13 protein-coding genes and 1 riboswitch are annotated in these 14,067 nt (G+C 43.6%); of the genes, 9 read left to right on the top strand and 4 right to left on the bottom strand.

Translation table 11 applies throughout. The features are described from left to right. Positions 1-192: 192 nt before the first annotated feature. On the top strand, positions 193-1,383 hold the full coding sequence (locus AC3WJJ_RS15425; RefSeq protein WP_492541902.1) for an NAD(P)/FAD-dependent oxidoreductase: 1,191 nt from the start codon (positions 193-195) through the stop codon (positions 1,381-1,383). Further along, a complete protein-coding gene (locus tag AC3WJJ_RS15420) occupies positions 1,384-1,632 on the top strand; it encodes a hypothetical protein (protein WP_422658245.1) in 249 nt (82 codons plus the stop codon). Positions 1,633-1,687: 55 nt separating this feature from the next. Here AC3WJJ_RS15420 and hemQ read toward each other — a convergent pair whose 3' ends face one another. Then, a complete protein-coding gene (gene hemQ, locus AC3WJJ_RS15415; protein WP_492541900.1) occupies positions 1,688-2,437 on the bottom strand; it encodes a hydrogen peroxide-dependent heme synthase in 750 nt (249 codons plus the stop codon). Positions 2,438-2,688: 251 nt separating this feature from the next. Between hemQ and AC3WJJ_RS15410 the strand changes: the two genes are divergently transcribed. The 3 genes from AC3WJJ_RS15410 (at position 2,689) to dnaI (ending at position 5,671) form a co-directional block, all read left to right on the top strand. Further along, complete coding sequence (locus AC3WJJ_RS15410) at positions 2,689-2,988, top strand: YuiB family protein (protein ID WP_422658243.1); 300 nt, start codon at positions 2,689-2,691, stop codon at positions 2,986-2,988. Positions 2,989-3,173: 185 nt separating this feature from the next. Beyond that, positions 3,174-4,682, top strand: a complete 1,509-nt coding sequence (locus tag AC3WJJ_RS15405) for a replication initiation and membrane attachment family protein (RefSeq protein WP_492541898.1) — start codon at positions 3,174-3,176, stop codon at positions 4,680-4,682. Positions 4,683-4,717: 35 nt separating this feature from the next. Next, entirely contained in the window at positions 4,718-5,671 is a 954-nt protein-coding gene (dnaI, locus tag AC3WJJ_RS15400) for a primosomal protein DnaI (protein ID WP_492541896.1), read from the top strand. 101 nt (positions 5,672-5,772) lie between these two features. Here dnaI and AC3WJJ_RS15395 read toward each other — a convergent pair whose 3' ends face one another. Then, positions 5,773-5,928: a YqzM family protein gene (locus AC3WJJ_RS15395; protein ID WP_422658240.1), complete on the bottom strand. Its 156-nt coding sequence runs from the start codon at positions 5,926-5,928 to the stop codon at positions 5,773-5,775. A 238-nt stretch (positions 5,929-6,166) separates the two neighbouring features. Here AC3WJJ_RS15395 and trxA point away from each other — a divergent pair, with 238 nt between their 5' ends. Both trxA and uvrC read left to right on the top strand, forming a co-directional pair. Continuing rightward, positions 6,167-6,484, top strand: a complete 318-nt coding sequence (gene trxA / locus AC3WJJ_RS15390) for a thioredoxin (protein WP_208917865.1) — start codon at positions 6,167-6,169, stop codon at positions 6,482-6,484. Between the two features lie 111 nt (positions 6,485-6,595). After that, positions 6,596-8,590, top strand: a complete 1,995-nt coding sequence (gene uvrC, locus AC3WJJ_RS15385; RefSeq protein WP_492541893.1) for an excinuclease ABC subunit UvrC — start codon at positions 6,596-6,598, stop codon at positions 8,588-8,590. Positions 8,591-8,701: 111 nt separating this feature from the next. Here uvrC and AC3WJJ_RS15380 read toward each other — a convergent pair whose 3' ends face one another. Further along, positions 8,702-10,363, bottom strand: a complete 1,662-nt coding sequence (locus AC3WJJ_RS15380; protein ID WP_492541891.1) for a CPBP family intramembrane glutamic endopeptidase — start codon at positions 10,361-10,363, stop codon at positions 8,702-8,704. Positions 10,364-10,683: 320 nt separating this feature from the next. Further along, positions 10,684-10,826, top strand: a riboswitch (cyclic di-AMP (ydaO/yuaA leader). A 62-nt stretch (positions 10,827-10,888) separates the two neighbouring features. On the opposite strand from AC3WJJ_RS15380, the gene AC3WJJ_RS15375 reads away from it, so the two are divergent. After that, entirely contained in the window at positions 10,889-12,232 is a 1,344-nt protein-coding gene (locus AC3WJJ_RS15375) for a TrkH family potassium uptake protein (protein ID WP_492541889.1), read from the top strand. Positions 12,233-12,248: 16 nt separating this feature from the next. Beyond that, positions 12,249-12,914 carry a potassium channel family protein gene (locus AC3WJJ_RS15370; RefSeq protein WP_422658236.1) on the top strand — a complete coding sequence of 222 codons (666 nt, stop codon included), beginning with the start codon at positions 12,249-12,251 and terminating at the stop codon, positions 12,912-12,914. A gap of 66 nt (positions 12,915-12,980) precedes the next feature. Here AC3WJJ_RS15370 and AC3WJJ_RS15365 read toward each other — a convergent pair whose 3' ends face one another. After that, positions 12,981-13,898, bottom strand: coding sequence for a LysR family transcriptional regulator (locus AC3WJJ_RS15365; protein WP_492541887.1), 918 nt, complete (start codon positions 13,896-13,898; stop codon positions 12,981-12,983). Positions 13,899-14,067: the final 169 nt, after the last annotated feature.

Below are 14,067 nucleotides of genomic sequence, written 5' to 3'. Positions count from 1 at the left end.
TGTTTTAAAGCGGATATTCGACATTTTTTGAGCATGAAATGAAGTGGCTGGATCGTTAAGGTGAAGGTTGATTATGTTGTAATATTTTATGGGCCTGAAATAGGGCTCTTCTCTTTTTTTTGAGAGTTTTATACAAAAAACAATAGTTTAAAACCATACTATATATAGAAGTACGGTGGGAGGAGCAGGAGAATGAGCAGCATACCGAAAATCGTAATCCTTGGAGCGGGTTACGGTGGCATATTAACAGCGCAGCGGCTGCAGAAAGAGCTCAATTACAATGAAGCTGATGTGACGTTGGTGAACAGACATGACTATCACTACATAACAACGCACTTGCATATGCCGGCAGCAGGTACAGATAGCATTGAGAATACTCGTGTTGCTATATCGAAGCTAATCGATGAATTTAAAATTGATTTAGTGAAATCTTCTGTACAAGAAATTCGTCTTCATGACAAAAAGGTCATTCTGGAAGATGGTACGTTGTCCTATGATTATCTAATTATCGGACTTGGCGGCGAGCCGGAAACCTTTGGAATTACGGGCTTAGCGGAGTATGCGATGTCAATTCGGAGTATTAACTCGGTCCGATTAATCCGTGAGCATATTGAGTATCAATTTGCGCTGTATAAGAATGAACGCAGACCACAAGAGCGAATTAACTTTGTTGTTGGGGGAGCGGGCTTTAGCGGTATTGAATTTGTGGCTGAGCTAGCTGATCGTATCCCTAGATTGTGTAAAGAGTATGATGTCGACCCTGCGCTTGTGAACATTTATAATGTTGAGGCTGCACCATCGGCTTTACCGGGCTTTGCACCTGAGTTAGTGGATTATGCGATTGAATTGCTGCAGAAGAAGGGTGTAACGTTTAAATTTGGTGTTGCGATTAAGGAGTGTACGCCAAACGGTGTTATCCTTAGTACAGGTGAAGAGATTAAATCTGCAACAGTTGTCTGGACGGGTGGGATTCGCGGAAATCGTTTGGTGGAGTCAGCAGGTTTCGAAACGATGCGTGGACGTGTGAAGGTGGATGAGTATTTACGCGCTCCGGGATATGAGAATATCTATATTATCGGAGATAACTCACTAATATTCAATGGCGAACGTCCATATCCACCAACTGCACAAATGGCAATGCAGCAGGGCGTTTGTTGTGCACAAAACATTGTAGCCGCCATTCGTGGCAAGGAGCTTAAGAAATTCGAGTTCCATAACAAGGGCACAGTGGCTTCTCTCGGCCGTGGTGAGGGGATTGCCGTTGTCGGCGATAAGAAATATCAAGGCTTTAAGGCAGCTCAGCTAAAAAAACTGGTTGACCTGCGGTATCTCTTTATTATTGGAGGCATACCGCTCGTCCTGAAAAAGGGAAGGTTTTTGTAAATGAGACACTGCAGTGTTCAGGTTCGGGGTCTGTTGACACGTGATGAGCTAGATCGTTATAACGCACTTATGGAAGTCGGTTCCTATTTGGAGTCTCAGGAACAATATGATTTGGCATATACAATTCAGCAAGAAGTGGATATTTTAATTTTGCCAGCGATTGAGCGGTTGAAGGATAAGAGCAGAGCCCGAGATCGTGCGACTGCAGAATATTTGGAATCCTTGGATAAGGAATCAGATGAAGACTAAATAGTATATAAAAATGGACAGTCCATCAGGGCTGTCCATTTTTTTCGCTATATTATTAAACTTTCATTAGTTGTACAAAGGCCTCTTGGTCAAGCAGATTTCCGACATAGAATGGACCGAACTCACCAAAGCGGGCGCTGACTTCATCAAAGCGCATTTCGTAAACGAGTTTTTTGAATTGGAGTGCATCATCAGCGAAGAGAGTAACTCCCCATTCCCAATCGTCAAAACCAACGGACCCTGTAATAATCTGCTTCACTTTACCCGCATAGCCTCGGCCAATCATCCCGTGGCTTTTCATCATAGAGCGTCTTTCTTCCATACTAAGCATATACCAGTTGTCACTCAAATCACGTTTCTTATTCATTGGATAGAAGCAGATGTGTTTCGATTTAGGAAGCACGGGTTTCAGACGAGCAATCACATGTGGATTCTCCATAGGATCACCTTCTGAGGAACCTGCTAAATAGTTACTGAGTTCGACAACGCTGACATAGGAATATGCTTTCGTTGTATATTGAGCGAATGTTGTTTTATTAAATGCATTTTCGATTGCATTCAGTTCTTCCAGTGTTTCACGCAAATGCATGAATACAATGTCTGCCTTTTGCCCAATGATGGTGTAGATCGCAGTGCTACCTTGTTTAGATTCTTCAACTTGATTCCATTCATTAAGGAAATCATGCAGCTCGTCCAATGCTACAGCACGTTCCTCGTCATCCGCAGCCTTCCAGGCAGGCCAATTGATAGAACGAAAATCATGTAGTGCATACCAGCCCTCAAGCGTCATAGCGGCTTCGTTCATAGGATCACCCCTAAAATGTATTCTTGCATATCTAGCACACAAACGGAGAAACCGCTTGCTTCATCTTCCTTCATTGTATCTAACGACTGCGATAAGGGCAAACGCTGACACAATCTATTCACCGAATGTTCGTTGATATGTGACATTTTTTTTAGTACACTATCTACTAGCCCGCCTATCGTGTGCTTTTTTTCATAGTCAGAGGAAGCCGCGAATTGTGATGGTGACGAAGAAGAGGTGAATTGGCGACAATGCTGCAGTTTATTCCCGTGCTAGTATTGATGATTTTATTTTTTGTCATGATGTTTGGTATCGGTTTTATCCTCAATATGTTGATGAAAACCACCTGGTTTCCCTGCTACTTGTTCGTGATCGTCATTTTGCCAGCTGTAGTTTATAGCTTGTGGAACCGAGATGAGGCGACACTTTGGGCGCATATCAGCTCCTTCCAACTGGTAGATTATCTGACAGGAGTAGCTGGTCTGGCAGGTGCATTTTTGAGCGGCTGGGCCATTCATACCTTACGTGTTAGAGGGTTTAAAATGTTTTAAATATTTACTTCGCACTTATATCGGCATCGGCGGCTCTCCCAAACACGGGTGGGTCGTTTTTGTTGCTCCTCTCAATCCTGACCGTTTATTCCAGAAATTTTGCTCTATGAAACAGATTTAAGGAAGTCTTTTTTATGATAGAATAGAGGAAGTCTATTTTAAGACGACAGGGAGGAGCAATCACGATGCGCATGACTAACTTTTTACATTTTACTGAAAATCACCGTTACTGCGTATACCGCGACTTCTGCCTAAGTAGTTTGGATGACAAAATGCTTATTTCCATTTATCAGCCGATGGTAGGTGCTTTTGCGATAAGTTTTTACCGTCTCCTGGTTATGCATGTTCCTATGGAGAAAGTAGGATATTCAGCGATCGAACAGCAGCGCCGTTTATTTTTAACGTTAGGTCTTGAGCCAAGCGAAAAAGGCCGTAAATATTTGATAGAACAGACATCGAAGCTAGAGGCCGTTGGCCTGCTCCAGACTAGCCGCATGTATGTTCCGGAGACAGACGATTATATTTATGAATATGAACTTCAGACACCGTTGTCTCCTTCCGAGTTCTTCAATACACAGCATCTGACACTGCTGCTGCGTGACAAGGTTGGCAAATTTGCCGTGATGTCGTTACGTGAACAACTATGGAGTAAAGAGCCGCAAGAATGGTCTGGAATATCACTTAATAAAGAAAATATTTCTGTTCCGTTTTACGATATATTTGAACTGAATACCCATGTGATCGATTATGAACTCGAGCAAGCTTTAACCGAGGTCGAACCACCGCGAAATCCTGTGATACAGCAAGTAGTTCCACAGGGTGAAGGGCTTAATTATTCGGATATTATCTTGCGTTTCCCACGTGAATCCAAGAACCGTGTGTTCGTAGAACGTCTTAGGTACGATCATGAACAGCTAGGTATTGTGAATTATGTTGTACGTAAATATGACCTCAGTGTACAGGATTTATGCCGCTTGCTGGATGAAGATGATATTTTCTCAAGTCAAGGTGAAGTGTTACTGGATGAGCTCCAGCACAGAGCAAGCCTTCATTTCCGTCAAGGGATGAAGATGCAAGAGAAAAGACAGATCACAGCCGGTAAGGTTGTGGCTCTGCATCAAGAACTAAATACGGATCCGGATATTCCTGCTGAGGAGCACGCAGTACAGATGGAGTACTATGTAGAGGTCCCAGTTCAATTCCAATCCAAATGTGATATCCACCAATATAATATGATGCTTCGCAATGAGCCTTATACAAAATTGCTCCAGACTTTTTTTCCGGGTTCAGTACCTGTGCATTTCATGGAGATGTTTGAGAAGATCGACCTCAGTTATAAGCTTCCAGGCGAAGTGATCAATGTACTAATTCATTACTTAATGTCGTTAATTGCGGCTGGTGGAGACCAACGAATCAACCGAAATTTCGTGGAGGCCATCGCTTCCAATATGCTGCTGAAGCAGGTTAACAGCTATGAGAAGGCTGTGCAATATATTCGCGATCAAGCCAAGATGAAGGGCAAGCAAGCTGCCGCCGCTTCTCGCACGCGTTCATACGCCAAGGGTGGCAAGGTGAAGCCAGATATTCCTGTAGCGCTTGAATCTGCTCAGGGTGAAGTCGTAACAGAAGAAGAATATGAGGAAATGCTGAGGCTTGCGGAAGAGATGCAGGCGAGTAAGAAGAGAGGCGGATAATCATTGCCCGCTTCTTGTGAAAGGAAGGTGACTACGTGGATTCTCTTGGTCAATTGCTGGATAGCATGAAAAGTCCAGCGTTTCGTCGTCGTTCAGAGGAGATTGCTGAAAATTTGCTGCATCATCCACTTATTCTTAGCCTTCGGGCTGAGCACCCGGAGCTTGATGATCGGGTATTGCGAACGAATCTAAGCCGCTTATATCAATATGTGGGTGATCATGAGAACTGTAAGAATTGTCCCGGACTTGACCTTTGTCCAAATGATTTTCAAGGTCACTTTAGCAAGCTGGATGTTCAGAGCTTGAATGGGTCGATGGAGATCTATGAACGTAAAGCTCCTTGTTCCTTAAAGATTGCCAAAGATAATGAGGACCAGATCCGTAAACGGGTTCGCAGCTTTTATCTGGATGAACGTGCACTGAATGAAGGGTACAATGAAGTTGAGATTATGGCGAAAGATCGTCTTCGCGCTCCAGCGGTACATCAAGTGTTCCGATATATTCGGGATACGAAAGAGAACGGATTATCTCCACGAGGCTTGTATTTATCAGGATCATTTGGGACAGGAAAGACTTTTCTAATGTGTTACATGCTCCATGAGCTGGCGAAGGAAGGATATACTGGTGTTATCGTGTATATGCCGGATTTTGTTGAAGATCTGAAGTCAATGATGACGGACAATAGCAAGCTCAAAGAAACGGTGGACACGATGAAGAATTGTGACCTACTTATCTTCGATGATATTGGTGCAGAGAACCTGAACCCTTGGGTTCGAGATCATGTACTGGGGGCTATTCTTAATTTCCGAATGAATCGTAAGCCGACCTTCTATACTTCCAATTATCCACTCGATGGACTCGAAAGACATCTTAGCTTTACAAGTAAGGATGGGGAAGAGGCGCATAAAGGTCAGCGTTTAATGAATCGAATATCTCCATTTGTGGATGCTGTTCAATTATACGGAGAGAACCATCGGGGAAAGGTATAACTCTGTTGAAATAAATTATGTATCTATGAAAAAAGTCTGATCAACGCGCCGGTTTGGCGAGAGATCAGACTTTTTTGGTTTCCTGCGAGCTCAGAGGAGCATTAGCCAACGATGAACTTAATAATAACCATAGCGAAGAATAGGACGAACATAAAGCCGAACATGCCCGTGAAGCCCAACATTAAATCGCCAAAATCATTACGTGGTTCTTCATTAATATGCTCCCGAGGATCCATTGCGCGCACGTTAACATCCATGGTGCCTGCCTCCTCAAAAGATCAACTACCGTGTGATTGACATCATTGACATCATCACCCAGCTTGTTACTTGTAGTATACCCAAAGGTTAATTCATTTGTAAAGATTGGCTTAACATTCCAATTGGAAAGGAATACCCGTTTCACTTCTCGGATAAGGATGTGGTATACTATAGTGGTTAGCTTAGACATAATAGTCTAAGCACATAATGTGACTTTCCTATAAGGAGGAGAAACTCATGGCTATCGTCAATGTATCCGACCAAACCTTTACTAACGAAGTGGAAGGTCAAGGAACGGTTGTAGTTGATTTTTGGGCGCCTTGGTGCGGTCCTTGTAAAATGCTTGCTCCGATTCTGGACGAACTGTCCCAAGAACTCGGTGATGATGTGAAAATCGCGAAGGTGAATGTAGATGAGAATCCTGAATCTGCTTCCCGTTTCGGCGTGATGAGTATCCCAACACTGATCTTCTTTAAAGACGGCCAACCTGTCGATAAAGTTGTTGGACTGAACTCCAAAGAAGCGTTGAAAGGCATTATTGCCAAACATCAATAAGCAAGCATCTATTTATATAGGATGAACTTGTACCCATATAGCGCCTTCGGTTTCATACCGGAGGCGCTTTGTGTGGTTTTGAATCATATCTCCTTGGAGAGGAGTAGAAGGATGGAAGATTTCGCGAAGAAACATCTGGAACAGGAAAAGGCAATGGAGAAGATCCGAAATAAGCTTGCTCTATTACCCGATCTGCCAGGTTGTTACTTGATGAAGAATAGTGAAGGAACAATTATATATGTAGGTAAGGCCAAGGTACTCAAGAATCGGGTTCGATCCTATTTTACAGGCAGTCATGATGGAAAGACCCAGCGACTTGTTTCTGAAATCCGCGATTTTGAATACATTGTTACAGGCAGCAATATGGAGGCTCTAATTCTGGAGTGTAACCTGATTAAGACACACCAGCCTCGTTATAATGTGCTCCTGAAAGATGATAAGACATACCCCTATTTGAAAATTACGAATGAAGCGCACCCGCGGCTTGAAGTGACCCGGCGGGTGCTTAAAGATAAAGCTAAATATTTCGGACCCTATCCGAATGCCTATGCAGCACAACAGACGAAGAAGCTGCTTGATCGCATGTATCCTTTGCGTAAATGCGGTGTAATGCCGAAGGAAGTCTGCCTTTACTACCATATGGGTCAGTGTATGGCGCCCTGTGTAAAAGAAGTTCCTCAATCTGCTTATGAGGAGATTACTCGAGAGATCAGTTCATTTCTAAGTGGTGGACACGAAGAAGTAAAAAAAGAGCTCCAGCGTAAAATGCAGGAGGCGGCGGAAGAGTTGTATTTTGAGCGGGCAAAAGAGCTTCGAGATCAGATTATGCATATTGATGCCATTATGGAGAAACAGAAGATTACAACGACAGATACGAAGGATCGAGATGTGTTTGGTTTTGCTGTAGATAAAGGCTGGATGTGTGTTCAAATTCTGTATATGCGTCAAGGGAAAATGGTCCAGCGAAATGCATCTGTGTTTCCGTATTATGGGGAAGCGTACAGTGATTTTATGTCCTTTGTAGCGCAGTATTACAGTGAGAACCCAGCTCTCCCTCAGGAAATTCTTCTGCCAGGCCCTTCGTCTGACGATATGGACCAAGATGAAATATCTTCGCCCGTTATGGAGAACGAGGAAGTGACCTCTGCGGAGACTAAGGAACCTGCTGTATCTGAATCGGACGGTAATCCTAAAGCGGAATCTTCCAAACATTCCGAAGACTTTCTTGGTGAGGGAGCAGGAACGGTGGACGCTGCTGGTGGAGCTGCTGCTCTGCAGGAATGGATTGGTGTGAAGGTTCATGTACCGCAAAGAGGGCTGAAGCGGCAAATGGTTGGGATGGCTGCACAAAATGCGAAGGTATCGCTTGATGAGAAGTTTAGACTTATAGAGCGTGATGAAGAACGGACAACGATTGCTGCTGCTAATCTAGGAGAGGTTATCGGTCTCGATACGCTACACCGAATTGAGGCATTCGATAACTCGAACATTCAAGGAACGAATCCTGTCTCTGCTATGGTCGTATTTATCAACGGGAAGCCGGAACGAAAAGAATACCGTAAATATAAGATACGTTCTGTACAAGGTCCGGATGATTATGGAACGATGCGAGAAGTTATTCGCCGTAGATATGAACGGGTGCTTAAGGAAAATCTAACGATGCCTGATCTGATTGTAGTGGATGGAGGCAAAGGTCAGATTTCTGCAGCTGTTGATGTTCTGGAGAATGAGCTAGGCTTGTTTATACCTGTCTGCGGGCTTGTGAAGGATGCGAAGCATAAGACAGCACAGCTGATGGTTGGGGACCCACCGGAGCCGGTAGCACTGCCACGTGACAGCCAAGAGTTCTACTTGCTTCAGCGTATACAAGATGAAGTTCACCGATTCGCGATCTCGTTCCACCGGGAACAACGCGGGAAATCGATGGTGACTTCGAAGCTGGATTCCATCCCAGGCATAGGAGAGAAACGCCGAAAGATGCTACTGAAGCATTTTGGATCGATCAAAAAGATAAAAGAAGCTGGCATTGATGATTTCCGTCCTCTGTCCATAGGCGATAAACTGGCTAAGGAAATATTGAAGGCACTGCGTGATGAGGAGTCGTAAATAAAGGACTTCTTCTTATAACTTAATTGTAATGACATAAGAAAAACGGCTTTCATCCAGAAGATGGACGAGAAGCCGTTTTTTTGTTGCCAAAGTAATGAAGGGAATTGGTTAGATTGTTTTAGGTACTCTTGATTTATTGAATTTATAGATTACATAACCAACGATGGCCGGCAGAATGATGTAGAAGATGCCCATTCCTAGGTTGAATGGATCATTCATCATCATGAGGCTGAAGCCCATCAGAATACTGTTGAACACAACATGGGCAAATACCGAAGTTAAGTATCCATATCGTAAGAAGATGTAACTGAACATGAGTCCGATGATAATGAGCTCAATCGGTCTTGAAATGACCGGATAAATCGGATACAAAGTATGTCCGAGAGCCCAAATGGTGGAAGTAATCAGACTTGCCACAAATGTGTTCCGTACGATTTTTTTTACCATTTTGATCCCGAACAGACGGTATACTGCCTCTTCGGATATTCCCGCCAGCCACGCCATCAATGGAAAGAGCCATGGATAGAGCATGTTATAAGGTGATTGTGAGGCATCTGTTGTAGACCAGGTGTGGAGTGTGAAATTCAATCCGATAAAGATCAAAGACTGAGCTCCGAGCAAAATACATGCCCATATATATCCTAGTTTCATGCTCTCTAGCACGTAAGAACCATACCCGGCTTCGCCTGCACGTGGCCAAGGATTCAGTCCATCTTCCTTACGCCATAGTCCGCTTCCTCCAACAAGAGAGAAGTACAAGAGTGCTGAGAATACAAGAGAATATACGGCATAAAAAATCATCATACCCATGATACCGGCATCTGACATACCTTCCGCTTGGAAGACGGGAATTAGGTTGTAGGTATTCAGCATCTGAATAACAAACAGTAACACGGCAAGAAAGATACCACGTTTAAATGATGTGTGAGCTTTCGTTTTTACACTGTATACAATGGCTAAGATCCCCAAGATTAGCGTGAATAAACCATATCCCAGCAGAGTGAGCAGCGTTGCGTTTAGTGTCTGTTTCTCTACATAGGCTGTGTGGTCCTTCGGAACCGAAAATACAGGTTCATAGGAACGAAGTTGATTATCCTCGAAGGAGAATTTCAGCTGAAGCTGTGAACTCCCAATCTTAGCTTCGGGGTCTTGATATATCAGTCCAGGATCGCCTTCTTTGGTGATCTGTTTCAGGTTGGATACACTATATCCCTCTCTCTCTAGCCAAGGCTCGGCTAGTGACATCTTTTCAGCCAGTGACATCTCTCCTTCGATTAAACGAAGCATCTGATTGCGGACGTCACCTTTTTGTAGGAGGGCACCTTCATAACTAGAGTCAGGCAGATCATAAGAAAACCCTGCTACACTAGCATTCTGCATATGGACGTCTACGTTTAGGGCTGCTCCATCAGCTTGCACTAACCGAACTCGATAGACATCATAGGGGTATTTGCTCTCAAACTTTTTATTGTACTCGCGGAGCAAATTCTCTTTAGATAGATATCCATAAACATCAGATCTGGATTGATATGTAACGAGAGGTTTCTCAGTGGAAGTCCTACTATACTGCAGATGTTCTTGTGCGAATCGTTCAGCAGCACTGATGGCTGCTTCCTTGGTGATCATTTCGGGTGTTTTGACCTCGGATGTAATAGAGGCTGTGGATGGAAAGACCTGAAAGATGAGAAATAGAATGAGACCGATAATTCCAAGTAGTACCAATGGTTGTTTGTCAGATTTAAGATGAAGAGGGTGTCCTGCTTTATTCATGTCATTCCTCCTTTTGGCATTAGCGAGTTATCAATTAGATTAAGCTAGCTGTTCTCATGAAGACATAAAGTCAATATAACATAGATATGAAAGACACAAACGGCTTATCCCATTCAAATTTATGAAAAATTCGATGAAAATGAAGGAAAGATTTCGAAAAGCGTAGATAACCATGTGCTACTACTCTAGAATATGCCCAATTCGGTTCATTTTTAAGTTAATTTAAGTCTAAAACGGCTTTGGTATCCTTAAAGGATTGCGTTATAATCACTACATGCTATTGAACATGTTCATGAATCATAATATTGGATAACGTTAATTGAATAGATCAGCCGAATTTCGTAATGAAAATGGGGGAACCATTTAAGTGGGGTGAATTTCGCTTCCGAAAGGTAGTGAATAGGGCGACCTGTGTTATGCCCGAATCCGTCAGCTAACCTCGTAGGCTGTAGCACAGGAACCCAAACGCGTAAGGCATTGGATTTCCAGTGTCTTTTTTTCTTTGATTTTTTTAAAGAGGTGAACATGTTGACTTCCAAAATTAAATGGCTTCGCTTGTCGCCGCCGCAAATTCTCGTCATGGGATTTGGGGCCATTATCCTGATTGGGACGATGCTTCTCATGCTCCCGATTTCCAATACGACAGGGGAACCGCTGAACTTTATGGATGCTTTGTTCACGGCGACATCTGCTACCTGTGTAACAGGTCTTGTCGTGGTGGATACAGGGACATTCTTCAGTTCCTTCGGACAGGTTGTCATCATGATAATGATACAGATCGGTGGTCTGGGTTTCATGACCATGGCCACACTGTTCGCGCTTGTATTGAAGCGACGCATTTCCTTGAAAGACCGTCTAGTTCTTCAGGAAGCGATGAATCAATCTTCAATGGAAGGAATCGTGCGTTTGATCCGCAGGGTTCTACTGTACTCCTTAGTGATTGAAGCGTGCGGAGCGATACTGCTAACCATCCGCTGGGCTTTTGATATGCCGTTTGGTAAGGCGCTTTACTTCGGCGTTTTCCATGCGGTAACCATGTTTAATAATGCGGGGTTTGATCTGTTTGGCGACTTTAAGAGCTTGACTGGATTTGTATATGATCCGCTTGTTAACTTTGTGGTGATGTTCCTGATTGTATCCGGAGGGATTGGATTCATCGTCATGGCTGATCTGGTTGATTATAGGAAGAGTCGGAGGCTTTCACTGCATTCTAAAGTGGTGTTGTCCATGACAGGGGCGCTGATTCTCATAGGTGCTGTGGTTATTTTTATCTTTGAATTTACAAATCCAGAGACACTGGGCTCGCTGAATTGGGGCGGGAAAATTCTAGGCTCCTTCTTCCAGTCAGTTACGCCGAGAACAGCGGGAGCCAATACACTAGATATAACTGAGCTACGTCAGGCTACTCAATTTTTCATGGTTATACTGATGTTTATCGGAGCTTCTCCAGGCTCTACGGGTGGTGGTATCAAAACGACAACATTCACAATGATGATTGCCGCTGTTATTGCCATGATGCGAGGCCGAGACGATATTGTGTTGTTCAGATACCGTTTGGTTCAGGAGCGAATTCTTAAAGCGTTAACGATTACGCTGCTTGCACTGCTGCTGGTTATTACAGTGTCGATGATTCTATCAACGACAGAGGATAGCAGCTTCCTCACTATACTCTTTGAAGCTACGTCAGCATTTGGTACGGTAGGGCTGTCCATGGGATTAACTCCTGAGTTGTCGCTCTTCGGTAAGTTACTTATCTGTGTAACGATGTTTGCTGGTCGTCTCGGTCCATTAACACTTGCTTATGCATTAGGACCCAAGAAAGGTAAAGAGTTGTATCGTCATCCCGAAGGTAAAATGATTATTGGATAAGGAGATTGGCTAAGAAATGAAACCAAAGCAGTTTGCAGTGATAGGGCTGGGGAGATTCGGTTCAAGCCTTGCGCTTGAATTGATGGAATTAGGATATGAGGTTCTCGGGATCGACCAAGATGAAGAAGTGGTCGAAGATATGAGTGAGCTCCTCACCCATACTGTGGTCGCTGATGCGACAGACGAAGAAGTACTTAAATCGCTTGGTATTCGTAATTTTGACTGTGGCATCGTGGCTATAGGAGATGAAATTCAAACGAGTATTCTTGCAGCAATTCTTCTCAAGGAATTAGGTGTTAATACGGTTGTAGCCAAGGCGATCTCTGTGCTACACGGACGGGCGCTACAAAAGCTGGGTGTAGACAGGGTTATTTTCCCGGAAAGAGATATGGGGATTCGTGTCGCTCATCAACTTGTTACACCGAATCTTCTCGATTATATAGAGCTTTCTAAAGAATATCGAATTGTAGAGATGACGGTAACGGAATGTATGGACGGCAAAACATTAAATGAGTTAAACACGCGTGTTCGTTATGGGATTAGCGTAGTTGCGCTGAACCAACGTGCGGGTGTGATTGTGGCTCCGACTGCCATGGATGTGCTGCGCGCTGGAGATATCATGGTTGTTATAGGAGCGAAGGAGAACATTGATCGTTTTGAAGGTGAAGTTGTAAATATGTAATATGTAATTATAAATATGATTCTGGTGATACCAGATATGAATGTAAACAACCTGGCGCGCTTCGCGTCAGGTTGTTTGTTGTTGGTTCTCTTGAAGTTCTCTAAATAGGACCTCTGTTTCGGCAATCCACCTATTGGCTGCATTGCTTAGTTCGGATGCGTCCCCATAGATGAGGCTTGTTGTCCGTCTCGTTTCGACTAGAGCAGGAATGTGGATATCAACAAGGCCGTTATCCGATAGCAATTGGGGGCGAAGATATGATTTCGGAAGTAATGCAGCCGCTTTACAAGTAGGAATAAGCCGCACGATCGCTTCGAACGAATCGATTTCCATGCGAATATCAGGCATAATTCCACAGCGATGAAATAGATCGTCCGTTAACTTTCGGTACCAGGTTCCAGTTGAGAAGATGATCATAGGCATCCCTTGGAGCTGTTCAATTCCGACATCGAGACTATCTGCTAAAGGATGTGTTGTGGGTACGACGAGTTCAAGGTGGTCATCAAAGAGAGGGATGCAATTTAAGCCAGGCTGATTAATAGATGAAGCAACAATTCCAACATCCACCCGTTTATCACGGACATAAGAAACAATTTCATGTGTTTTTCCTGTTACTAATTTGATCTCAGCAGATGGATGCTTCTCCATAAATGCATTCACAAGGGGAGGCAGAGTAGTTTGGAGTGTGGTTAGACTGGCCCCGAGCGTGATGGTGATTTGTTCTTCTCCACGATAATGAGCAAGAGTTTGCATAAATTTTAGTTGCTGTTGTCGCTGCTCCAAGGCATATGTATACGCAAGCTGACCAATAGAAGTAAGCTCCAGACGTTTACCACGTCGATTAAACAACTGAACGCCAAGCTGATCTTCAAGTTTGGCAATCTTGCGTGAAAGGGCGGGCTGAGATAGATTCAGCAGTTTGGAAGCTTTATTTAGGCTGGATTGCTCAACAACAACGGAGAACACGTCCAATTCTTCGAACAATATGATCACTTCCTATAATAATGACTTATGCGTATAGATTATAACGATTAATAATTATATTGCAATTCCATTATAAGAAAAAAAGGAGTAACATGAAACATGACACAGGATGTTCACAGAATAACCGAAATGTGGCACATTTTGTCGTTGTATGCGTGTGACGCATAGA

The organism is Paenibacillus sp. FW507-14B1B, from assembly GCF_058781425.1.
Note: the sequence above shows the minus strand (reverse complement) of the source record. Positions and strands in the feature narration are given on the sequence as shown.